Raw genomic sequence first — 22,757 nt, forward strand, 5'->3', positions numbered from 1 at the left:
AATCTCTTAAAATAATTTTGAAGAGATAGAGACTTCAATCAAATTGAACCAAAATTGTTTAAATAAATTATGAGCACATTGAAAGAAATAAAACAAGCAACTGATTATTTAAGAGATAGAGTGGATTTCAAGCCAGAAGTAGGGATCATTTTAGGTACAGGTCTGGGGGCTTTGGTAGAAGATATTCAAATCAAATATAGCTTTTCTTACAAAGACATTCCTCATTTTCCAGTTTCAACAGTAGAAACGCACAGCGGAAAATTGATTTTTGGCGAATTAAGTAGTAAAAAGGTAGTTGCTATGCAAGGTCGCTTCCATTACTATGAAGGCTACAGTATGCAGCAAATCGTTATGCCGGTAAGAATGATGTACTTATTAGGAATACAATATTTATTCATTTCAAATGCTGCAGGAGGTTTAAACAAAGGCTTAGAATTGAGTGATTTAATGATCATTAAGGACCATATCAATCTTTTTCCGGAAAATCCACTTAGAGGTCAAAATATAGATGATTTTGGCGGTCGCTTCCCTGATATGTATGATGCATACGATCCTAACTTGATTGCCTTAGCAAAAGAAGTCGCAAAAGAGGAACATATTGACATAAAAGAAGGCGTTTATGCTGGTGTTCAAGGGCCGAACCTGGAAACACCTGCCGAATACAGGTACTTGGATACAATAGGCGCTGATGCCGTGGGGATGAGTACTATACCAGAAAATATTGCAGCTAGACATATTCAAATTCCTGTTTTTGCTGTTTCTGTCATTACCGATTTATGCTATGCAGAAAAATTAAAACCTGCGGCAATACCAGAAATAATTGGAGCTGCAATCAATGCCGAACCTAAAATGACTAAAATTTTCAAAGGATTACTAAAGAAGCTAGGCTGATCTTATCTTGTTAAGCTAATCAACTTCATATTAATTTATTGTTAACTTAAAATTGCTTCTATTAATATTGATAGCCATTTTATTCAAAACAAAAATGGCTTAACGAAAATATGGGGCAATTATTAATTATTTGTTAACACAATAAACTATCAGATAATATAGGAGGGATTTACATTTGCAGAAACTTATAGGAAATGCAAAAAACAATTCTGACTTTTTTATTATTAGTCCTACTATCTTTTTCTGCTTTAGGACAAATTCAGAAAATGCCATACGATATTAATGGCAATTCATGGTTTGAGAATATCAAAATAGGAGGATATGTTCAAGCTCGATATAACAGACTATTGGAAACCAATCCTGATTTAGATTGTAACCAATGTGATAAAAGCTGGGGAGCCGGAAATAGTTTTTCATTAAGGAGGGTCAGACTTAAATTTTCTGGAAATTTAGGTGAGCACGTGTACTTTTATATTCAACCAGACTTTGCAAGTTCGGGCAGCGGAAGCGGTCAACATTATGGTCAGTTGAGAGATGCTTACTTTGACGTTAGTTTAGATAAAAAACGTGAATTCAGATTTCGATTTGGTCAAAGTAAAATACCTTACGGCTTTGAAAACATGCAATCAAGTCAAAATCGATTACCATTAGACAGAAATGATGGTATGAACAGCTCCATTAAAAATGAAAGAGAGCTAAGCGTGTTATTTTATTGGGCACCAGAAGAAACAAGAAAATTATTTAGAGAATTAGTGGCCGAAGGCTTAAAAGGATCTGGAGACTATGGAGTGATTGGCTTTGGCGTTTTTAATGGTCAAACAGGAAATGCGCCAGAATTGAATGACGACCTCCATATAGTAGGTCGAATTAGTTATCCTATCCAAATAGGGAGACAAATAATTGAACCTGGAATACAAGCATATACTGGGCAGTATCAAATGCCACAAAGCAATTTAAGCACTGGTGTGAATGTGCAAGAAGGGTTAAACTATTTAGATCAAAGAGCTGCAGCTTCATTTGTACTGTATCCCCAGCCTTTTGGGATTCAGGCTGAATATAATTGGGGAACTGGCCCAGAGTTTAATAAAGTAACTAATACTATAGAGCAGACTAATCTAGAGGGTGGCTACGCAACATTGACATACAAATTTTCCAAATTCAACCAACTTTTCTATCCATTCATGCGGTATCATTATTATGATGGAGGTAAAAAATTTGAACTCGATGCTAGAAGTTATAATGTAAGTGAATTAGAAATTGGGATGGAGTGGAGACCGGTTAGAGCATTTGAATTAGTAGCACATTACACGATCTCTTCAAGACGGTATGAGGATTTCATAAATCAAGATAATTTGCAAACTGGTAGATTATTGAGACTTCAAGCCCAAGTTAATTTCTAATATTTCTTACAACCAATTAGTCGCATCTTCGGTATATTATATAAAGAGGACTGTCGATAATGGGAACATTTGAAGTAAAATTAGAGGTTGTCAAAGGGGATATCACCCAACAGAAAGATATTTCTGCAATTGTAAATGCTGCAAATGCAGAACTCCAAATCGGAAGTGGAGTAGCAGGTGCAATTCATACTGCTGCTGGAGAGGGATTGGCAGAGGAATGCCGTTCTTTAGCTCCCATCAAAACAGGGGAAGCTGTCATAACAGACGCCTATTCTCTACCTAATGAATACATTATTCATGTTCTTGGCCCCATATACGGCTTCAATCAGCCTGAAGTTAAGTTTTTAGGCCACTGCTATGAGCATGCTTTAGCACTGGCAGAAAAGCACAACATTGAATCTATCGCTTTCCCCGCAATTTCGACAGGGGCCTTTGGCTACCCTTTTGAAGAAGCAACTGAAATTGCATTAAAGACAGTTCAAAATTTTCTTAGTAAAGCTCGCTCACTAAAGTTGATCCGTTTTGTTCTCTTCAGTGATGAGGATTTTAAGCACTATGAAGAAAAGCTGCCTTCAATCACATAAATCTGAATGTAAGTAGCAAGGAAGAATTTAAATTAGGTTTGACTAAAGTAGCAAGTACTTCAACTTGTAACCGTGAAAGAAAGAAATGATGGAATCAGGCTATTATTCTTTTTGTCAAAAAATTATTAATATCCAATAAAGCATCGACTATGTTATCAGCCATTTTTTGGCGATACCCAATTACCCTCTGATTAATAAGCTTTCCTGAATCCCCATTGAATGCAAATCGTCCTATAATTTTATTATTTCTGATTTCATAAATTAAAACCTCATAGATGGATACATCAACCCCATTGTGGTAACCTACACCCATTTTCCAGCTGATATCTCTTCTTTCTTTAATAGTATGATTTAACAAGTCTACTATTGCATTTTTACTTAAATCCATGTGCTTCAATGAGTTGTTTCCTTACTCAATTTATAAAAAATTGAAACTACTTAAAAACAAATTAAAACATATTTACCTAGATGCAATCCTTTACACCCATAGAACTTAAATAAACAATGCGATCACTGGTTTTTGAAGCTTTTCAAAAGAGATTATTTGGTTGCTTCACCCTGCATAATCTCCCGTCTTTTGCCTACATTCTTTTGCCTTTTTAGTAGAGATAATTTTCCACAAAGGATTTCTGAAAAAGAGCACTGACTTAACGTAGAAATTGTGCATAACACTTTGAAAACTTGAATGATACTTTGAGGCATTTTTAGGCATCACTACATATTCGTAGCCAAAACGTTCACTCACTTTATCCATACAAGGATTTCCGTATAGTACATTTTTTGTATCCTTTATATAGATACTCAAAAGTCTTCTATCTTTTTTAGTGCCTTCAGGTTCTAGCTCAGGTTGCCTTTTAATTTTTTCTGTTGCATTATTATTGTAATCAACTTGACCAATAGCCTGCAAAGAAATTAGACAGAATAAGATAAGGACACATGCTGTGAAGCTTCTCATTTTACAAACATCCGAAAATAATTAAATAAAAAAGGGATTAACTTAGATTTATTCAATTAAACGCTTGTTTTCTCTGAAATCATATAGCGTCAGCTGTCTTAAATTATAATAGGCCTGCCAAAAATTTCCCAATGAATTGATATAGTCTCTTTTGGCTTGATCTTTTTCGGTAAGTGCAATGGATAAGTCTGTAATGCTGATCTTACCGATTAAGTAACGGTTTTTAGCAATATTGTACCTCCTTTGGGATATATCATCTGCTTTTTCAGTGATGGCAACTTGATCTCTAAGCATTTCAAGAGTCTTAACTTGCGTATAGACTTCTTGCTCAAAATTGACTTTCTCCTGCTCTACAGTATATTGAACCAATTGATAATTTGCTTCAGCCGTTCTTACTCTTGACTTTTGCCTTCCCCAATCCACTATTGGAATAGTAAAACCCAATTGTACTCTTTGCTGATTCTCCGGGGTTTGATAGATTGCAGGTAGCTGTTCCGCTTGATTAGTTAAACCAAAACTTCCGAATAAATTCATATTCAAACCTGTTTCACCTTGAGCTCGATCTACCTCTTTGTTAGCTTCCAATAATCTTCTCTTAAAACCAACTGCTTCTTGTCTATTGTTAAGGGCTTCCTGAAGTGCTAAATCAGGATCAATTTGAAATTCAGGTATCTTTTGAGGAACAATCAAATTAAGCTCATCGTCATTTTTCAATCCTAAGAAAGCCTTTAACGCTAGTTGAGTTGTTTCTAAATCCAAACTTGCTTGAGCAACTGCTTGTCTAGAATTCATTAAACTTAATTCCAATTGTAGTAATTCATTTTCTGGTATTTTACCAAGCTCATATCGTCCTTGGGCAATTTTATAAATGGTATCATTATTACCTAAGTTTTTTTGTGCTATTTCAAGACTTACTTGAGCGCTTAATAAATTGAAAAAACGAGTAGAAACATCTTTAGATATTTGTTCAAACTCTTCCACAAATTCCCTTTTGGACTCCTCGTATCGCAATGGTTCAATCTCCCTGTCCCATTTCAATTCATTAAAACGAAATAAAGGCTGGATAAAACCAATGGATAAAGGGTCACCACCATATCTAAAATCATTTCTTTCAAAATCATCAAAACGATTGACCGTAGAATTTAAAAAAACAGTTCCCCCAGTCAGACCAATTTGCTGCTCAAGGTTCAAAGATACATCTGAATTACTATTGAATACAGAACGATATTGCGTGGAGCCGTCTTCTTGTGTAACGGGGGTTACAGACCTGTTAAAATTAGGCAAGGTACCACTTAAGCTTAACTGAGGAACAAAATTAGATTTATAGACCCTGTACTGCCAGTACCTGTTTTCCTTAATGGTTTCGGCTCTTTTATAAGCTGGAGATTGGGTTTTTGCTATTTGGATGACCTCTTGAAGCGTATAGGTTTGTTGGGAATATAAATCAAAACTCCAAAATATAGAGCTTAAAATCATCACTGTATTAAAAATGTACTTTCTATTCATATCTTAAAGAGGTTATTGGATCCTGATTTGCGGCTTTCCTAGCAGGTGCTATACCAAAAATTAAACCCACGGTTGCGGCAACTCCGAATGAAATTACTATTGAAATACCACTTACGATTGTGGGGATTTCAGCGAAAGAAGCCACTAAATAAGCAAAAATAATTCCTAAAATAACTCCTATTATCCCACCGCTAATACTAATCATTACTGCCTCCAATAAAAATTGTAACACAACATCTGATTTCTTAGCTCCAAGAGATAATCTCAGTCCAATTTCTTTTATCCTTTCCATCACCGAAGCGAGCATTATATTCATAATACCTATTCCACCGACCAAAAGCGATATCCCTGCAATAGCTCCGAGCACGATATTAAAAATATTCTTTGTTTTCTGTTGTTGCTTCAACAATAATTCCGGAATAGTCACTTCAAAATCCACTTTTTCATAATGCCTTCTTTTTAGCATTCTAGAAATAATTTCTGCTGTTGCATTTAAATTATCAGATTCTGAAACTTGTACCGTAAGTTTATCTATTTGATGATAATTAGTACTTCCTTGATCCTGACTATTGGCATTTTCATCACCATTTCGAGCATTGGCTTTCTTCAATTGAGCCTGAGTTAGTGCCGCTCGGTTTTTGTAATTAACTAAAACGGTTTGAACAGGCGTGTAGATATCCATATTAAAATCTCTCAAGCCTAAGTTATCCAAACTTTTTTGACTATAAATTCTTTCTTTTAATACGCCAATAACTTGCAACCAATGAGGCCCTACTTTAATCATTTTACCGACAGGATCTGTATTTGGAAAAAATCGGGCTTTTACTGATTTTCCAATAATGCATACTCTACTTCCAATTTTCTGGTGTTCTTCAATAAACATTTCTCCTTCATTGAGCTCAAATGCAGACAGATTGAAGTAGGAAGGATCTACACCCACAAGTTTTGCAGAACGCCTAATTCCGTTTCGAATAACGTAAGTTTCTAAAATGATTTCGGGACTGACGGCCTCGATACCCGGTATGATTTCTTTAATACTCTCAGCGTCTGCTAAAGTCAAACCAGGGCTAAATTTCTTTTTTTCCTTCTTCCCGTTCCCCTGCTGTTGTAAGTTTTCTTCTTTTTGCTCTACAACTGGCTCAATCACTATATTATTTACACCGACTAATTTTATTTGATTGAGAATCTCCTGTTGTGCTCCGTTGCCGATAGCAAGCATAGCAATCACTGCAGCCACTCCGAATATTATTCCCAAAGCCGTTAAAAACGATCTGGTTCTGTTAGCTACTACAGCTTCAAAGGCAATATTAAGGTTTGCTATAATTTTTTCTTTCATCTGTTTATAATCGATTAGAACAGGTCAGATGTAAATTTTGAAGCTTAAAACAATCATTGCCCTGCTTTTCAACTGATTATTTTAATTATGCCAATTTCATTTAAATTTCAGAAGATTTTAATAATGTCACTTCCTTTTCGTCAAGGTCTTGAGGTGCAATCAGATACAACTTTTCTCCGGACTCAATTCCTTCTTTGACTATTACTTCATTTGCATTCGATTTGCCTAAAATAACTTCTTGTTTAATAGTCTCTAATCCGGATTTTTTATAAACATAAGCAATAGAATCTCCTTGATTAAAGACCGACTCTAAAGGAACAAAGATTGCTTTTGGCTCTACGTCAGTTATAATTTCGTTGGCAGTACTCATGGCAGGTCTTAAAGTAGTATCACTTTCGTTAATTTCTACTTTCACTTCAAAAACTTTAGCATCTGAATTTGGTCTTTGCTCCCCTACATTAGCAACATAAATGACCTCACCAGTCAGCTTTTTGTCAGGAAATGCATCTAATCCGATATTTACATGTTGGCCTTTTGCAATCTTTCGAATATCCACCTCATTCACAAAAGTAGTGGAGATCATAGTTGATAAATCTGGCAATGTGGCCACTGTTGGGTCCCAAGCTCCTATAGAAGCCCCTTCAGATTTCTTAGAACCATCATACTCACGGACGTAAATCACCATACCATCCTCAGGAGCCATAATTCTAAACTTTTTCCGTAATTCAACCAAAAAATCTCTCTCGTCTCGATCTTCAGATAGCCCTGCATCTGCCTCCTGCATTTGTGCAACTGCTTTATCCCTCTTTAATAAGTAATTCTCCTTTGCTTGTTTAAACGCTCTTTCTGCTTTACTTAAATCAATTTCCGCTTGTTTGATGGTAGCAGGCGGCTCAAATTGAGATTGCTCTAAGACTAATTTCTTTTCTTCAACTGCGAACTCTAGGTTGATTAATTCATCACGAGATTCCCTTAGTGTCAGAGCTGTATCTAATTTGGTTTGTGTGTATTGAGAGAGACTTTGCTGATATTCATTTTCTACTTCTCGTAATCGATCAGAAAGCTCTGAGGCATCTAAGCTAGCCACAAAATCTCCTTTTTCCACAACGGTCCCTTCATCAACTAATTGATCAATTTTCACATTCCATAATCTAGCTGCCCGCAAACCTGACGGACCTGTTATTTTGATGGCATTTTTAGCCTCCAATTCACCAGTTGTCGTTATAGCAATGACAAATTCTCCAGCCTGAGCCTCAGTCATTATCTCAATAGTTTCGCTTGTCCCGCTTCCCCGAAAGGTGAAGAAAGCTATTACGATAATCACAAGTGCTGACAATACTATAATTAATTTTTTATTCATGGGATCTATTATTCTAAGAAAAACTACTAACGATCATTTTGTAAAAATATTAATAAAAAATATACTTTTTTGCACCACCTATCAATTAATCAAGCCTACTAAATAAATAGTTTTAGTAGCTAATCAGCAGTGATCCACTAAATTTATGATGCGATAACATTATATTAGTTTTAAATACGTCACAGTTTAATCTACTAAGCCGCTGCCAATGATTATAAACTAGCTACCCACTTCAATTTCCATCTACACAAAGCAAGAGTCTTTAAGAAGATTCCAGCATTTTATTACCTTTGCATTCCAAAATAACTCCATGAAAAGAATTATAAGTTTTTTATTACGCAATATCCCTAGAAAATACATTCAGAGAATTAGTGGCATTAGCCTAAAAGTAATCGGTCTGTTTTATAGAGGAGATAATGTCTATTGCCCGATTAATGGAAAAGGATACAGGAAATTTTTACCATATGGAAGAGTAAATCCACGTGAAAATGCCTTATGCCCAGATACGCTTTCCTTAGAGCGACATCGATTAATTTGGCTATACTTAAAAGAAAAAACTAATTTCTTCAATTCGAAACTCAAAGTTCTACATGTTGCTCCTGAGCAATGCTTCATGGATCATTTTGAAAAACTACACGGTGAAAATTATATCACAGCCGATATCGAATCCCCTTTAGCAAAGGTGAAAATGGATATTCATGATATCCCTTTTCCTGAAAATACATTTGATGTGATTTTTTGCAATCATGTAATGGAACATGTTGAAAACGATATTAAAGCTATGAGTGAACTCCAAAGAGTATTAAAACCAGGCGGCTGGGGAATAATACAAATTCCCTTTTTTGAACCCATCCCTGAGAAAACTTTTGAGGATAATAGTATCACTGATCCAAAAGAAAGAGAGAAAATATTTGGTCAGGATGATCACGTTAGGCTTTATGGAAAAGACTATCCTGATAGATTAAGAAAAGCCGGCTTTGAGGTAACTGAAGACAACTACATAAACGAACTACCGGAATACCGGGTTAAAAAATATGCGCTGCCAAAAGGAGAAATAATTTATAAGGTAGAGAAATAATTACTCAAAGAATTTTACCTACTTCAGTCCTGTCGGTTTCGGCTGTTTTACGTAGTTAAAACTTTCATTAATAAAACCCATACCGTAAGCAAATAGCTGAATAAAAGAGGTTAGTATACTTAGACCAGCCACAAAGGGGTTTCTCGTCTTCCTAAAAGCATCCGCACCAATAAGTATATAGTAAACAGCGAAGGCTGTCCCTCCCCACTCAAACAGTTGACGACTCCACAAAGGGGTGAGGAACCAAAAAAACAATCCTAACACGAAAAATAACGGCAATAAATGGACTGCCTTCAGTTCACTTTTATAAAATCTAAAAATATTGATCCGACCCCGACCAAAAAAGAAGAGTTGTTTATAAAATTGGCTCAATTTTGTTCTTCGCTTATGGTAAACTTTAGCGTCAGGAATTAAGCCAGTTTTAAAACCAGCTTTTTCAATCCGAATACTAAATTCAATATCTTCACCCATTCGTGTAATATTGTAACCATCAGTCTTTTCAAAAACCTCTTTTGAAATTCCCATATTAAAGCTTCTTGGACGAAACTTTTCTAACTGCTTTTTACCTCCTCGGATGCCACCGGTGGTAAAAAAAGAGGTCATAGAATAGCTAATAGCTTTTTGAACAATTGTAAAACTATCCATAGCTGCATCGGGTCCTCCAAAAGCATCTAATGGGTTAACATTCAGGTATGTTTCTACTGTTTCAAAATAATCGGAAGGAATAATACAATCAGAATCAAAGACAATATAGTAATCTCCTTCTGCTTTTTTAAATCCATAATTACGACTAAACCCTTGACCTGAATTTTCTTTATAGAAATACCTAAGATTTAATTTAGAAGAAAAAGACTGGCAAATCTCTTCACATTTAATGGTCGATCCATCTTCGACTACTATGATCTCAAAATTATCAAAAGATTGTTGAGTAAGACTTTCTAATAATTCTTTGATCTCATCGGGACGATTATAGATGGGAATAATAATAGAATAAAACCTCATCCTATTCCAGTTTCTTCATCTATACTGTAGTCTAACTTTCTCGGTGAATTCATGGTGAGCATCTCACCGATAAACCCGGCCAAAAACAATTGCACTCCAACAATTAATGCCACCAGAGCTAAAAAGAACAGCGGTTGATCAGTAATTTCCCGTACTGGCAAACTATAATGAATTTCATAAAATTTCTTACCAATAATATAAACGGTAACAAAAAAGCCGAAGATAAACGAAAGGGTTCCCATTGCACCAAAAAAATGCATCGGACTTTTCTTAAATTTAGAGACAAAAGTAATGGACAATAGATCAAGAAAACCATAGAGGAATCGCTCCAATCCATATTTTGTTTCTCCGTATTTTCGAGCTCTGTGTTCTACAACCTTCTCTCCTATTTTTCTAAATCCATTCCACTTTGCTATTACTGGAATATAGCGATGCATCTCGCCATACACCTCTATGTTCTTCACTACTTTATGGCGATAAGCTTTTAAACCGCAATTAAAATCATGTAATTTAATCCCAGAGATCTTTCTAGTAACATAATTGAAAAATTTAGAAGGAATGGTTTTACTGATTGGATCATGCCTTTTCTTCTTCCATCCCGACACAATATCGTAACCTTCTTTTACGACCATATCGTAGAGCGCAGGAATTTCATCAGGACTGTCCTGCATATCGGCATCCATGGTCACCACTACATTCCCTTCAGAAGAACGAAATCCAGTGTGGAGAGCCGCAGATTTACCATAGTTTCTAGCAAATTTGATTCCTTTAATTTGAAGTTTATTCTTTGCTAAATTTTGAATAATCTCCCAAGAGTTATCTGAACTCCCATCATCGATCATAATCACTTCGTAGCTCAGCATCGGATGCTTTGCCATCACTCTTTCAATCCAAGCAATAAGTTCAGGGATCGACTCCTCCTCATTGAAAACGGGTACTACGATGCTTAAATTATACTTCATAGTCGCTTAGGTTCACTTGTGCGCATAAATAAAGAAACCAATGGAGTGATTAAAATTCCAATTAGAATATTGTTGAAAGCTAAACTCCCGATAATTCGAGCGTTTGAGGATTCTCCCGATCTCAAATAATCCTGATAACCGTCTTCCCCCATTTTATCAACTAGCATTTCTCTACCTGCTACTATTTTCTCCACTATCATTTCTCTATATTCATCAAAATGATCGGTATCAAACACGCTTCCATCCATCCATAAAACAATAGAATAGAAAAGCGTGAAGAAGAGAGTATATAAAATACCGATCGAAAAACCTTGCCAGAACCTTAAACCATCTGGATTAGTATCACGAAATACTTTTATGCTGAAAAATAAGAAAATAGCCATAAGTGGCCCGATAAAAATGATATTACTTCCGTAAATCACAGGATTTTTATCTAAAAAAATCAGAATAAAAAACATTAATACCACAAAAAATATGGCGATTAAGCTAAATCGTAAGGGACTTTTGACTAATAAATTCATACTTTAAGAGTGAGTAAATTTTGAATCCAAATATTGTGTTCTATTGTTAAATACTGCTAATACCTTGGCGGAAAAATCAGTATTCAGAAAAGGCGAATTATCACTTTTTGATAAATTATTTTCTGCGTTGAATACCCACTTCTCATCTAAAGAAAATAACGTAAAATCAGGCGCTACACCTTTTTCAATCTTACTTTGCTTCATCTTTAGAATCTTACGAGGATTACTTTCTATGCAGGCTAAGAAAGTTTCTAAATCAATTTGATCTGATAAGAACTTATGATAAAGCGGTAAAACAATTTGTGCCCCCATAATCCCAAACTCAGCCAAATCAAACTCCATTTTTTTATGGTCTTGATCATAGGGCTGGTGAGCCGATACAATAGCATCGATCACGCCCTCATTAACTCCATCAATTAATGCCTTGATATCCTTTTGGGTTCTTAAAGGAGGTAAAACCTTGTAATTAGTATCGAAAGATTCTAAATATTCATCGTCTAAAATCAAATGGTGAATATTAACATCGCAAGTCACTCGTAACCCTTTGGCTTTTGCATCCTTAATCATTTGAACGCTCTTAGCACTGCTGATACAACTAAAATGTAATTTACCACCGGCATATTGGAGAAGTTCTAAATCTCGCTGGATTACTATCTCTTCTGCCAAATGCGGAATGCCTTTCAAGCCCAATCCTGTGCTAGTTTTCCCTTCATTCATTTGTCCAAACAATGCTAGTTTATGGTCTTGAGGAAAGTTTATCAGTAAGCCGTCAAATTTTTGAAGATATTGTAGCGACTTCACTAAAATATCGCTATTCCACAGCGGCTGAGCACCGTCAGTAAAAGCCTGAGCCCCTGCTTGAAAAACATCTAACATCTCATTGAGATTCTCACCATCGCAGTTTATGGTGATGGCAGCAGATGGTAAAAATTGACAGACATGAGATTTATTATGAGATAAAATCGTCTTAATGTCTGCTTTATTTTGAATGGTTGGATTCGTATTAGGCATTAATAATGCTGCTCCAAATCCTCCTGCTTCTAGCACTTTCGCTAAGCTCTCAAAATCTTCTCTGTACTCTTCACCCGGCTCTCCTGAAAAAACTCGCATATCTACCCAAGAAGGAGATGCATATAATTGCTTTGCTTCAATAATAAGATCAGCATCAACTTTTCCTGAAGGATTGACATCTATAATTTGTCCTTCATCTAATAGCATATCGATGGTCTGATTATGCCATGTGGAAGCAGGGTTAATGATTTTGACAGCTTTTATATAAGTACGCATATCTATTTAAAAAAGCGAATAATTAAAACTTCAGCTAATAAACTCAACAAAGCTAATACTAAGAAGTATTTCCACAAAGGAAAACCTTTCTTGGTTTCAGCTATGTAATCGTCAATTGATGAAAAATCATAGCTATCTAATAATATAATATTACTACGATCTTGAAATAAAGTCTGTAATTCTGAGCTAGTGTAATAGTCACTTTGACTTTCCGATTTAGGATAATTCAAACTTAATTTTGCCACTTCTACCTCAGTTTTTGCTTTAACTACATCATAAAACCCATTATTGATATCTTCTTGATGTAAAATTAATCTTAATTTGTTACCACTTATTCTTTGATCAGGAACTAACTCTTGTTCACCTTGCCTTAATTTAAAAATATCCCCTGATGTTAAATCAGGAATCGTGAGATTAATAATGGCATCATCCAAATAAGCGTATTGAATTTGATTTTCCCTTTTTCCTGAAAATGAGATTTTATACAAAACGGGGAGAAAAATTCCATGCCGAGTGAAGTTGGTATAGTCTTCGTTCAGTGGCACTGAAAACGCAAAGACATTTTCCTGTCGTCCGGTGAGCCCTAAAAAAGGATAGGAATTGGCAAAAGCAAGTAAATTTTGACCACTATTCCACTTCATAAATAATTGAGACTCTGGCATACTTAATCCGCCCTCCATTGAGTTGAAAATATTCTTAAAAAACGGATTTCGAATATCTGGCTTTTCTAGTCTTACTGCTTCTCGGCTAGTCTGATTGATGGAGCTTACATTAGCAAATCCTAACTCCTCCAGGAAATTAAATTGATCAAAGTTACTTTCAGGTATGATAAGCAAACTATTTCCTGAAGAAGCATAAGTTTTGATGGCTGAAGCTGCAAAATTATTTAGTTCGTCTCCAAGGTGAAGTAACACTAGATCATATTCATCTAAATCCTGAAAAGAAAAATTATTCAGTGACTCCGACCGAAATTCGAAGAGTTCTTCATTCTCAAAAACAGTATTGATCATTTCATTGGGACTACCAGCTGATAAGCCCAAGACTTTTAACCTATCCTGATTTAGAACGGAAAAATAGAACTCATTATCAAATTCTATTTGATCACCTTCTAAGGAGATCTGAAAAGTTCTATAACTGCTGTTTAAAACTCTCTTTATAGGGAAATCTAGTATTATACTAGCATTCTCAGCCATTTCAACTAACTGTGTTCCAATTAACTGGCCGTTACTTTCCAAAGCAAGGTTGACTTCTTCTACATTTCCAATCGCAAAAAGTCTGATACGTAAATCAGTATTTTCACCTCTCCCATTACTCTGTTCAACCCAAATTGAATCCACCATGACATTATTAGGTGGCAGCAGGTAAGGAGGCATAAAAACATAGGCCTTAGTAGAGTCTTGAAAAAACGCTAAATTTTCATCGATGACAGATTTTTGAAAATCGCTTAACAGCAATATCTTTTCCGTATCATTATGCTCTTCTAGTATTTTTTCGAAATTTATTTTGCTTTTACTCTCCTTTATAGCTCGCTCTTCGTAAGGCTCTACTGTCTGACCTGATTGATCAACAGCTTTCAAATCCTGAGGATATTTTTCAAAAAGCTGATTAATAAAACTCATGTTCTCCACCACTATAGGATTAGATTTTCCTTCTGCAAAACTTAGATTGGAGGGCGTTTTATCTAAGATTACTAAGTTCAGTTCGTACTGCATAGAATCACTTTCCAAAAAAGGCCTAGCCACACTAAGTACCAAAAAGACAATAAGCAATATCCTTGTTAATAAAATTAAAAGATGTTTTAACTTTTTGCTCCGTTTTTCCTCTTCATTTACAGCACTCAAAAAATAAAGATTGCTAAACTTGAGGCTTTTATATCTCCTAAACTGAAAAAGATGAATCAGAATAGGGATTAAGATAAAAGTAAGGAGCCAAAAAGCGCTAGGATTGGTAATAGTCATAGAAAGGGCAAATTAGTGCAATAGATGAAAGTAATCAATACTTTATAGGAATATTTAGCCCGTTCATCAATAAATAGAGACAATCCAAAAGATAATTTTAATTTATTGAGATAAATTGTATTAAATTATTTAAAATTGTCGGTTGTACAGCTTAATCAACTCTATTTTTTGATTAAATTGATACAAGATTTTTAAAACTATACTCAATGGAAATGAATTTACTCAAAAAAACTATCTTACTATTTTGTCTCGCAATAGGAATAGCATGGCAAAGTAATGCACAAAGCACAAGAATTTCGGGGACAGTCATAGATAATGACTCTAAAGTACCACTCATAGGGGTGAATGTGGTAGTGAAAGGAAAGGTATTAGGAACCACGACTGATTTTGACGGTAACTTTGACTTTAGTGTGAATCTCCCCAACCCGATTACCTTACAATTCAGTATGGTAGGTTACCAAACCCAGGAATATACTATTGATGAAAACAATAGCAGCACTGGTATTAAAATGTCGATGTCAGAAGAACTGCTGATGGGACAGGAAGTAGTGGTTTCTGCTTCCAGAGTTGAGGAAAGTATTTTACAATCTCCAGTTTCCATTGAAAAAATGGATGTATTAGCTATTCAACAAACACCAGCAGATAATTATTACAAATCTATCGGCTATTTGAAAGGTGTAGATGTTACCCAAAGTAGTATCAACTTTCAAATTGTAAATGCCAGAGGTTTTAACTCTACAGGAAACACTCGTTTCGTTCAGTTGACAGATGGAATGGATACTCAAGCACCCGCTTTGAATTTCCCAATTGGTAACTTGAATGGCCCATCGGAATTAGATGTAGAAAGTGTTGAGTTTATTCCAGGCGCACAATCTGCACTTTATGGACCGAATGCATTTAATGGTATTATGAGAGTAACCAGTAAATCCGCCTTTGAATATCAGGGTTTAAGCGCATTTGCTAAAGTAGGAGTCAATCATGTAGATGCCAATACTGAAGCAGGGGCACCAAGTACACCGCAACCAATGTACGAGGCTTCCATACGGTATGCTAAGTCTCTATTCAATGATCGTTTCGCTTTTAAGGTAAATGCTAGTTATATGCGCGCTGAAGATTGGTATGCGACTGATTATAGCTCTGATCGAAATTCAGGGCTGCAGCCTGATAATTTGGATTTCAACCCTGGTAAAGATGCACCGAACTTAATGGGAGATGAAGCGGCTGTAAATTTAGCTATTTTATCTCTTTCCGATGCATGGGGCACTTTAGCTGGTCAATTGAGTAATAATTCTCAAATCCAGAGAGACAACCTTATCATGAAAGGCGTTCCGGCAAGTAGTTTCGTTCAAAATGGCTTTCTTCCAAATCAACTAGTATCGGCAACTCCTTATCAAGAACATGAAGTGATTGATTATGGAGCAGAAAATTACAAAGCAAACGTTGGACTCTATTACAGAATCACTGACGATATTGAAGCCAGTTATTTGTGGAATGCAGGATACGGAACCAGTATTTATACCGGAGCTCAACGATATAGTTTGAACAATTTCGGAATCCAACAGCATAGACTACAATTTGAAGGAACCAATTGGTTTGTAAGGGGTTATGCTACATTAGAAAACTCTGGTGATTCTTATATCACTGAATTCTATGCAAAGAGAGTTTTAGATTTAAGTGTTGCTAATAGTCCTGTAGGTGTTTTTTCGCAGGATGTTTCAGGCTGGTTGGGTACTTATGCTTACAACTACTTAGCATCATTATCGCAGCAGGGTATAGATCCACAAAACAATACAGTGGCAGATGTTACTCCAGAGATTCAGAGAAATGCCTTCAACTATGCTAGAACTACAACCGAAGCATTTTTTGATGTGGATTTTGATTCAGAAGAAGGTCAAAGAATTTTACAAGAAGCTGCTGAAGGAACAGTACCCTCTGGCCCAAAATTCAACGATCAATCAAGAATGTATCATGCAGAAGCACAGTATGATTTTAGCGACAAGATAGAATTTGTAGATATATTGGTAGGTGGAAGCTTCCGTCAGTATGATTTAAGATCAAATGGGACTATTTTTCCAGACAGCCCTGAAAACCCCATCACCATCAATGAAATCGGAGGTTTTGCTCAGGCATCTAAAAGATTACTAGACGATAAATTGAAATTAATAGGCTCTATTCGAGGAGATAAGAACGAAAACTTTAATGCTGTTTTCAGCCCTCGATTGTCTGGAGTTTTAACATTTAATAAAACACATAATATTAGAGCCTCCTTTCAAACCGGATTTAGAAACCCAACTACTCAGGGTCAGTTTATAAATCTTGATATTATTTCTAGTAGATTATTAGGTGGACTGCCTGGCAATTTGGAAGAATATGGAATTGGTACGGATCCTAATATTTACACTATTGAATCTGTCAATGGGTTTGCCGCTGATGTTTTTGCAGCAACTCCAGAAGAAAGGGCTGATGCCAATTTCATTCCATCTGCTGCTCAACAATTGACACCGATAGAAAACTTCGATCCAGTTGCTCCTGAACAAGTGCAGTCGTTTGAAGTAGGTTACAAAAGTGTTATAAACAATAAGTTGATGATGGATTTTGTTGGTTATTTCAATAATTATAACGACTTCATTGTTCAGCAACGAATGAGAAGAGCTGGTTTAAATCCTGATGGAACCCCTAACCCTCTTACTTTGCTGAACGGAACAGCAGACAATACTTTCCAAGTTTATACGAATGCAGATGAACAAATAAGCGCCTATGGGTTTGCTGGTGAGTTAAACTATAGTCTACCAAGAAAATATACAGTTGGTGTGAATTACAACTACAATCAATTAAACACTCAAAATGCAAGTGATGATTTTGTATTTGGTTTTAATACTCCTGAGCACAAGTTTAATGTGAAATTTGGTAATAGAAAACTGACCGACAAGCTAGGTTTTAATATTGTTTACAGATGGCAATCAGAATTCTTCTGGGAATCATCTTTCGGAGATGGGATAATTCCAGCGTTTGGAACTGCAGATGCTCAGATTTCTTATAAACTACCATCAAAAATGATGTTGAAAGTAGGTGGCTCAAATTTATTCAATCAATACTATATCCAAAGTTTTGGAGCTCCTAGAATCGGAGGAATCTATTATGTTTCAATCACATTCGACCAGTTGATGAATTAAGTTCTTAAAATTCAGAAAAATACATTTTAAGGATGATCAATTTCTTGATCATCCTTTTTTTGTGAGAAAACTATAAGCAGCACCACCTTTGCACGTTTGATTTGGATAGATCTGAGAATTTTCATAGCGCCAAATATTAAACCTAGATGAAATAAAGCTCTTAAATTCTTTCGAATCAATAGTTAACTATTTGACCTAGGTACATGGAACCTATTCTAAGTTTTCATACTAGCTAACATCATATCTTTATCATATGCCTGTAGTAACTGACATTATATTACAAAAACAATAGTTCTGATACTGATCGAAAAATACTATCAAACTATTGAACTGGATTGACAATCACCATAAAAAGCTATATAAGCTTTCTTCTAATTAGTAACGATTCTTACAAAGAGTAGATTATGTTTCAAGTCCAAAAATGAAGGAAGTATTTATTTTAGTAAACGATAATTAAGGACTATACTTTAGACGCACTCAATAAATTGAGCATAAAAAAAGGCCATCGAGTGATGACCTTTTGATTTTTAAAAACGAAACTTATTAGTTACCAGTAACTTGTACCTTCACTTCTATAGTTATGGTTCCAGTGTTGTTAGTGTCATCAACTGAGACCACTCTTATTAACCCTGCATATCCACCTCGATCAGAATCTAAAGTGAAAGCAACAACACTTCCTTCTTGTAGATTGGTAGCAGATAAATTTGTATTATTTTCAGAACTGGCAGCATCTTCAAGTTGACTATTCAAGATAATTCCTCCAAATTGTTCAGGGGATAAATCAGTCACTCTAAAGCGTGTTGAGTTTCTAGTATCAAAATCAATTGCAATGTCTAATGAATTATTAGAAGCAAAGAAATTATTTCTTAAACCATCCGAATCAATTGATGCTAATGTCGCTTGGTTTGTATTACCAAAATAGTAAGCCAAATCAACTGGTGAACTTGTACCACCTGAAGCAGAACCAGCATCTCCATAAGAATATCTAATATTGCTAAATGCATTATAGAAACTTGGCTCAGCAGCATTACCAGGACTTCCTAACAAAACAGTCTCGTAGGTATTAACGCTTGATACAATACCTGCAACAGCATGAACTCTTCCATTATCAGAAGTAATATCAGCAGATACTACAGGAGCACCTCCAGCAGAAATTGTAGCAACATCCTCACCAGTCTCCGGATTTGTAAATATACCCGGACCTACTTGTATGTTGGTTTGAGCTGCCGTAGCATAAGTTCTTACACTTGGGTTTGCGGCTAAACCAGCTTGAATATCTTCAGCTGAAAAATCACCACCCGCTAATACATGAGTTGCAATAATTCCGTACCACTGCTCAGCAGTAAAGGTCTCTAAAGTTATACCTGCAGATGCAAATACTTGGTTAATTGGAGCAAATACCGTAATTGGATTATCACCAGCTAAAACATCCGTTAAAAATGGAACGCCAGTAGTTGCATCAGCATAAGTATCTGCTTTTGCAATAGCCGCAGCTAATGTACTAAAATCAGCACCTAATAAAACCGTTTGTGAAACTTTACCAAGATTAGCTCCAATAGTTGCAAAAATCGATGGTGGAATCAAAATCGTTTCCACTACATGAACTACGCCATTCGTGGCTAAAATTTCATCTCCAACGAATTCAACATCAGTATCTGTTCCTCCATTGAATATATTTGCATCAGCATTAAAAGTAATATCCTCACCTTGCAATGATGTTAATTCAGATTCTTCTGTAAAAGACTCTCTTAATTCAACAGATGCAACAGCATGATATCTTAGCACAGCGCCTATTACAGCAGGGTTTACCTGATCTAAGCTTTCTACATCTAAAATAGTTCTCAATCTGTCAAAAGCAGCATCATTTGGAGCAAATAACGTCAAATTATTGCCACCTAATGCAGCTGCTAAGTCAGCGTCAGCTGTTACAAAAGCTTCGAGTTGAGTATGTGTTTCACTGGCTGAAACTATCTCTAGTATTGAATTTTCTGGTTCCGGTTCTGGTTCTGGATCATCGTCACATGCCGTGAACATAAATGCCGACATTACCACAAAAAGCATAGCTAATAAGCTGCTTGTCGATTTTAAAAATAAATTTTTCTTCTTCATAGTAGTTTTAATTTGTTAAGTAGTTGTGAAAATAGGTAATTAAACCTCATTCTTAAAATATTGTTACGAATATTTGTTATGCATAACGACTAATTTACGCAATTATTTTTTCGCAAGCAGTTATTAGACACTATATTGTTTAATATAGTTGGGACAATTCAAAAAATAGTTTTGAATGTGTACATCAGCCTGTCAGGTTCCAACAACTGCTTTCGCTATTCAATATCTATAAACAATAGCTATCACTATAAACCGATACCCGACAGGATTCAAATTGACCAATATCTAATCGCTTACTTCAAATACCTATCTAAATAATTGATATAGTTATTCATCAAAAGTAAATAACTCGGGTAGTTATAAGCTACACCATGCGCTCCTGGAGGAAAAATTTTCAAATCATGATCTTTTCCATTGTCGATTAATCCCTTCACCAATTGAAACGTATTTTGAACATGTACATTTTCATCCATAGTGCTATGCGCTATAAACATATGGCCTGTTAAATTCTTTGCATAAGTAGTCGAAGCAGAATTGATATAGCCTTCTTCATTATCCTCTTCCAATCCCATATAGCGCTCTGCATAAATACTGTCATATAATCTCCAGTCTGTAACAGGAGCTCCTACAAGAGCCACTTTAAAAACCTCAGGGTGATTCAAAATAGAAAAGCTACTCATATATCCTCCGTAACTATGGCCTCTGATCGCAACTTTATCAGCATCAACATATCCTTGATCTATTATGTATGCGGCCGCTTCAGCAAAATCCTGAGCTTCAGCATGACCTAGATTTTTATAAACTACTTTTTCAAACTCACGGCCATAGCCTCCACCTCCTCTGTTATTTACCTGCAATACTACGTAGCCATTATGAAGTAAATATTGATGCCAAGCACTTACGCTCCATTGATTATAAACTGATTGTGCACCTGGTCCACCGTAAACATCTACTACCATAGGATATTTTTGGGATGCATCAAAGCCTAAGGGTTTATAAACTGAAATGTCAATTTTATTGCCCTCACTATTTTCAAAACTTGATAATTCCGGCATCACAAATGCGACATTATTCATTGCTTCATTAACTTGCTTATTGTCTTCCAACATTTTTATAGACTTACCCGAAGCATCTCGCAATTCAATTTTAGTAGGCGTATTTATGTTAGAATATCTATCAATAAAATAAGTCGCTTCAGGAGCCATATCAATGTTATGACGACCTTCCATCTCTGTCACTTTCTTTTTCCCTCTTCCATTAAAATTCACCACATAGAGCTGTCTTTCCAGAGGTGAATCTTCTGTTGAGCTGTAATATATTTTCTTCTTTTTACTATCAACAGCATGCACATACACGACTTCCCATTCACCCTCTGTCAATTGATTTTGCAATTCACCTTCGTAATCGTAGCGATACAAATGAGCGTATCCATCCTTATCAGATATCCAGAAAAACTCTTCACTATCTTTAGGGAAAAATGCGTAATGCATAATGCCCGCAAAGAAATCAAACACATCAATCCAGGCATCAGAAGTTTCTTCCATGATCATATTGGCTTTTCCTGATTTAGCATCTGCCATGTACATTTTCATATGAGTTTGTGCTCTGTTCAAATGCATCACTGCTAATTTCTCTTTTTCAGCTGTCCAGTAAATCCTTGGGATATACCCTTCCTCCAACGGAACCTGCATCCACTCTTTAGATTTTTTAGATACGTTAATCACCCCAATTCTAACGGTCGGGTTGGTATCCCCTACTTGTGGGTACGGAACTTTTATCCATTCTTTATGAGTACCTTGATAATCCGTCATTTGAAAAATAGGGACTTCTCTTTCGTCAGATTGCCAAAATGCGATATACTCACTGTCATGCGACCATTCCCACGCTTGAGCAAGTCCAAATTCCTCTTCATAAGCCCATCCGAAACGACCATTGTAGAATCCGTCTTCGGCATCATCAGTTAATTGAGTTTCTTGCTTAGATGCTAAATCGAAAACAAATAAATTACCCCCTCTTTCATAGCCTACTTTTTTTCCGTTCGGAGATAATTCAGCAGTTTGTGCGTCTTTAGCAACTAAATCTAAGGTCTTGTTTTCAATAGAATAGTAGTAATAGTCTGATATACCTGATCTTCTCCAAACAGGACGGAAATTAGTTTGAAATAATAAATATTTGGAATCATCTGACCACTGGAAAGACACATATTGAAATGGATCTTCAGATCCAGGAACTTTCATGCCTTCAGTAGAAAATATTAGATTCTCTTCTTCGCTCTTTGGCTTAAAAGATTTAATTAATTGAGCTCCGTTTTCAGCTCTTTCAGTAAATGAATAAGCCTCACCATCATTAATCCAATTGATATTACTCGGGCCTGAGTTGCCGCCCAGCGGTCTTAAACCAGACATAGCTTCTTGAAAGCTACTGAATGTTTGTTTCTCCTGTGCTTGAACTGAAAAGCACATCATCAATAATAGCAAGCTAAAAAGCTGCGTAAATCGTTTCATTATCATATTTCTGATTGTCTTTGTTCTAATTAGGCCTGAATTTAATAAAAAGGAATGGAAATATAGGTTTACAGCTTGTCAAGTTATCAGGTTTTCAGGTTAGAGGGTTTAGGTAGAATAGTCCTAAAAAG

At 35.7% G+C, this 22,757-nt stretch carries 17 protein-coding genes and 1 pseudogene; 5 read left to right on the forward strand and 13 right to left on the reverse strand.

Features of this window, described 5'->3' with window-relative positions; translation table 11 throughout:
* Window positions 1-69: 69 nt before the first annotated feature.
* The 3 genes from B9Y84_RS15635 (at window position 70) to B9Y84_RS15645 (ending at window position 2,875) form a co-directional block, all read left to right on the forward strand.
* Complete coding sequence (locus tag B9Y84_RS15635; RefSeq protein ID WP_085518327.1) at window positions 70-891, forward strand: purine-nucleoside phosphorylase; 822 nt, start codon at window positions 70-72, stop codon at window positions 889-891.
* A gap of 194 nt (window positions 892-1,085) precedes the next feature.
* Window positions 1,086-2,291, forward strand: coding sequence for a porin (locus B9Y84_RS15640; protein WP_085518328.1), 1,206 nt, complete (start codon window positions 1,086-1,088; stop codon window positions 2,289-2,291).
* Window positions 2,292-2,350: 59 nt separating this feature from the next.
* Window positions 2,351-2,875: a macro domain-containing protein gene (locus tag B9Y84_RS15645; protein ID WP_085518329.1), complete on the forward strand. Its 525-nt coding sequence runs from the start codon at window positions 2,351-2,353 to the stop codon at window positions 2,873-2,875.
* A 94-nt stretch (window positions 2,876-2,969) separates the two neighbouring features.
* Here B9Y84_RS15645 and B9Y84_RS15650 read toward each other — a convergent pair whose 3' ends face one another.
* The 5 genes from B9Y84_RS15650 to B9Y84_RS15670 all read right to left on the reverse strand — a co-directional run bounded on the left by B9Y84_RS15650 (window position 2,970) and on the right by B9Y84_RS15670 (window position 8,032).
* Window positions 2,970-3,263 (reverse strand): hypothetical protein, encoded by a 294-nt coding sequence (locus B9Y84_RS15650; RefSeq protein ID WP_085518330.1) that lies wholly within the window; start codon window positions 3,261-3,263, stop codon window positions 2,970-2,972.
* Window positions 3,264-3,428: 165 nt separating this feature from the next.
* Entirely contained in the window at window positions 3,429-3,830 is a 402-nt protein-coding gene (locus B9Y84_RS15655) for a hypothetical protein (RefSeq protein WP_085518331.1), read from the reverse strand.
* A 48-nt stretch (window positions 3,831-3,878) separates the two neighbouring features.
* Entirely contained in the window at window positions 3,879-5,336 is a 1,458-nt protein-coding gene (locus B9Y84_RS15660; RefSeq protein WP_085518332.1) for a TolC family protein, read from the reverse strand.
* Window positions 5,329-6,672 (reverse strand): ABC transporter permease, encoded by a 1,344-nt coding sequence (locus B9Y84_RS15665; protein WP_085518333.1) that lies wholly within the window; start codon window positions 6,670-6,672, stop codon window positions 5,329-5,331. Before B9Y84_RS15665 ends, B9Y84_RS15660 begins: the two co-directional genes overlap by 8 nt.
* Before the next feature lie 100 nt (window positions 6,673-6,772).
* Window positions 6,773-8,032 (reverse strand): efflux RND transporter periplasmic adaptor subunit, encoded by a 1,260-nt coding sequence (locus tag B9Y84_RS15670; protein WP_085518334.1) that lies wholly within the window; start codon window positions 8,030-8,032, stop codon window positions 6,773-6,775.
* 310 nt (window positions 8,033-8,342) lie between these two features.
* On the opposite strand from B9Y84_RS15670, the gene B9Y84_RS15675 reads away from it, so the two are divergent.
* Window positions 8,343-9,110, forward strand: a complete 768-nt coding sequence (locus B9Y84_RS15675; protein ID WP_085518335.1) for a class I SAM-dependent methyltransferase — start codon at window positions 8,343-8,345, stop codon at window positions 9,108-9,110.
* An 18-nt stretch (window positions 9,111-9,128) separates the two neighbouring features.
* Here B9Y84_RS15675 and B9Y84_RS15680 read toward each other — a convergent pair whose 3' ends face one another.
* The 6 genes and pseudogenes from B9Y84_RS15680 to B9Y84_RS21060 form a co-directional block, all read right to left on the reverse strand.
* Window positions 9,129-10,112, reverse strand: coding sequence for a glycosyltransferase family 2 protein (locus B9Y84_RS15680; RefSeq protein WP_085518336.1), 984 nt, complete (start codon window positions 10,110-10,112; stop codon window positions 9,129-9,131).
* The gene (locus B9Y84_RS15685) at window positions 10,109-11,074 is read right to left on the reverse strand and encodes a glycosyltransferase family 2 protein (RefSeq protein ID WP_085518337.1); all 966 of its coding nucleotides are present in this window, start codon (window positions 11,072-11,074) and stop codon (window positions 10,109-10,111) included. The genes B9Y84_RS15680 and B9Y84_RS15685 overlap by 4 nt, the downstream gene beginning before the upstream one ends.
* Entirely contained in the window at window positions 11,071-11,595 is a 525-nt protein-coding gene (locus tag B9Y84_RS15690; RefSeq protein WP_085518338.1) for a DUF4199 domain-containing protein, read from the reverse strand. The genes B9Y84_RS15685 and B9Y84_RS15690 overlap by 4 nt, the downstream gene beginning before the upstream one ends.
* Window positions 11,596-11,598: 3 nt before the next feature.
* Window positions 11,599-12,882 (reverse strand): dihydroorotase, encoded by a 1,284-nt coding sequence (locus B9Y84_RS15695; protein WP_085518339.1) that lies wholly within the window; start codon window positions 12,880-12,882, stop codon window positions 11,599-11,601.
* A gap of 2 nt (window positions 12,883-12,884) precedes the next feature.
* Window positions 12,885-14,594: a hypothetical protein gene (locus tag B9Y84_RS15700; protein WP_245830873.1), complete on the reverse strand. Its 1,710-nt coding sequence runs from the start codon at window positions 14,592-14,594 to the stop codon at window positions 12,885-12,887.
* Between the two features lie 15 nt (window positions 14,595-14,609).
* Window positions 14,610-14,840, reverse strand: a pseudogene (locus B9Y84_RS21060) (BatA domain-containing protein); the annotation flags it as partial.
* Between the two features lie 212 nt (window positions 14,841-15,052).
* Between B9Y84_RS21060 and B9Y84_RS15705 the strand changes: the two are divergent.
* Window positions 15,053-18,013, forward strand: coding sequence for a TonB-dependent receptor (locus B9Y84_RS15705; protein WP_139828061.1), 2,961 nt, complete (start codon window positions 15,053-15,055; stop codon window positions 18,011-18,013).
* Window positions 18,014-18,556: 543 nt separating this feature from the next.
* Here B9Y84_RS15705 and B9Y84_RS15710 read toward each other — a convergent pair.
* Together B9Y84_RS15710 and B9Y84_RS15715 are read right to left on the reverse strand one after the other, a co-directional pair.
* Window positions 18,557-20,122, reverse strand: coding sequence for a fasciclin domain-containing protein (locus B9Y84_RS15710; protein ID WP_085518342.1), 1,566 nt, complete (start codon window positions 20,120-20,122; stop codon window positions 18,557-18,559).
* A 293-nt stretch (window positions 20,123-20,415) separates the two neighbouring features.
* Complete coding sequence (locus tag B9Y84_RS15715) at window positions 20,416-22,626, reverse strand: S9 family peptidase (protein WP_139828062.1); 2,211 nt, start codon at window positions 22,624-22,626, stop codon at window positions 20,416-20,418.
* Window positions 22,627-22,757: the final 131 nt, after the last annotated feature.

Source organism: Marivirga sericea, assembly GCF_900177665.1.
In the GTDB taxonomy this organism is placed as follows: Bacteria; Bacteroidota; Bacteroidia; order Cytophagales; family Cyclobacteriaceae; genus Marivirga; species Marivirga sericea.

Excerpts from the sequence above, each read along its gene's own strand:
- B9Y84_RS15635 (WP_085518327.1), top strand. The coding sequence starts at position 70 with ATGAGCACATTGAAAGAAATAAAACAAGCAACTGATTATTTAAGAGAT.
- B9Y84_RS15640 (WP_085518328.1), top strand. The coding sequence starts at position 1,086 with ATGCAAAAAACAATTCTGACTTTTTTATTATTAGTCCTACTATCTTTT.
- B9Y84_RS15645 (WP_085518329.1), top strand. The coding sequence starts at position 2,351 with ATGGGAACATTTGAAGTAAAATTAGAGGTTGTCAAAGGGGATATCACC.
- B9Y84_RS15650 (WP_085518330.1), bottom strand. The coding sequence starts at position 3,263 with ATGGATTTAAGTAAAAATGCAATAGTAGACTTGTTAAATCATACTATT.
- B9Y84_RS15655 (WP_085518331.1), bottom strand. The coding sequence starts at position 3,830 with ATGAGAAGCTTCACAGCATGTGTCCTTATCTTATTCTGTCTAATTTCT.
- B9Y84_RS15660 (WP_085518332.1), bottom strand. The coding sequence starts at position 5,336 with ATGAATAGAAAGTACATTTTTAATACAGTGATGATTTTAAGCTCTATA.
- B9Y84_RS15665 (WP_085518333.1), bottom strand. The coding sequence starts at position 6,672 with ATGAAAGAAAAAATTATAGCAAACCTTAATATTGCCTTTGAAGCTGTA.
- B9Y84_RS15670 (WP_085518334.1), bottom strand. The coding sequence starts at position 8,032 with ATGAATAAAAAATTAATTATAGTATTGTCAGCACTTGTGATTATCGTA.
- B9Y84_RS15675 (WP_085518335.1), top strand. The coding sequence starts at position 8,343 with ATGAAAAGAATTATAAGTTTTTTATTACGCAATATCCCTAGAAAATAC.
- B9Y84_RS15680 (WP_085518336.1), bottom strand. The coding sequence starts at position 10,112 with ATGAGGTTTTATTCTATTATTATTCCCATCTATAATCGTCCCGATGAG.
- B9Y84_RS15685 (WP_085518337.1), bottom strand. The coding sequence starts at position 11,074 with ATGAAGTATAATTTAAGCATCGTAGTACCCGTTTTCAATGAGGAGGAG.
- B9Y84_RS15690 (WP_085518338.1), bottom strand. The coding sequence starts at position 11,595 with ATGAATTTATTAGTCAAAAGTCCCTTACGATTTAGCTTAATCGCCATA.
- B9Y84_RS15695 (WP_085518339.1), bottom strand. The coding sequence starts at position 12,882 with ATGCGTACTTATATAAAAGCTGTCAAAATCATTAACCCTGCTTCCACA.
- B9Y84_RS15700 (WP_245830873.1), bottom strand. The coding sequence starts at position 14,594 with ATGCAGTACGAACTGAACTTAGTAATCTTAGATAAAACGCCCTCCAAT.
- B9Y84_RS15705 (WP_139828061.1), top strand. The coding sequence starts at position 15,053 with ATGAATTTACTCAAAAAAACTATCTTACTATTTTGTCTCGCAATAGGA.
- B9Y84_RS15710 (WP_085518342.1), bottom strand. The coding sequence starts at position 20,122 with ATGAAGAAGAAAAATTTATTTTTAAAATCGACAAGCAGCTTATTAGCT.
- B9Y84_RS15715 (WP_139828062.1), bottom strand. The coding sequence starts at position 22,626 with ATGAAACGATTTACGCAGCTTTTTAGCTTGCTATTATTGATGATGTGC.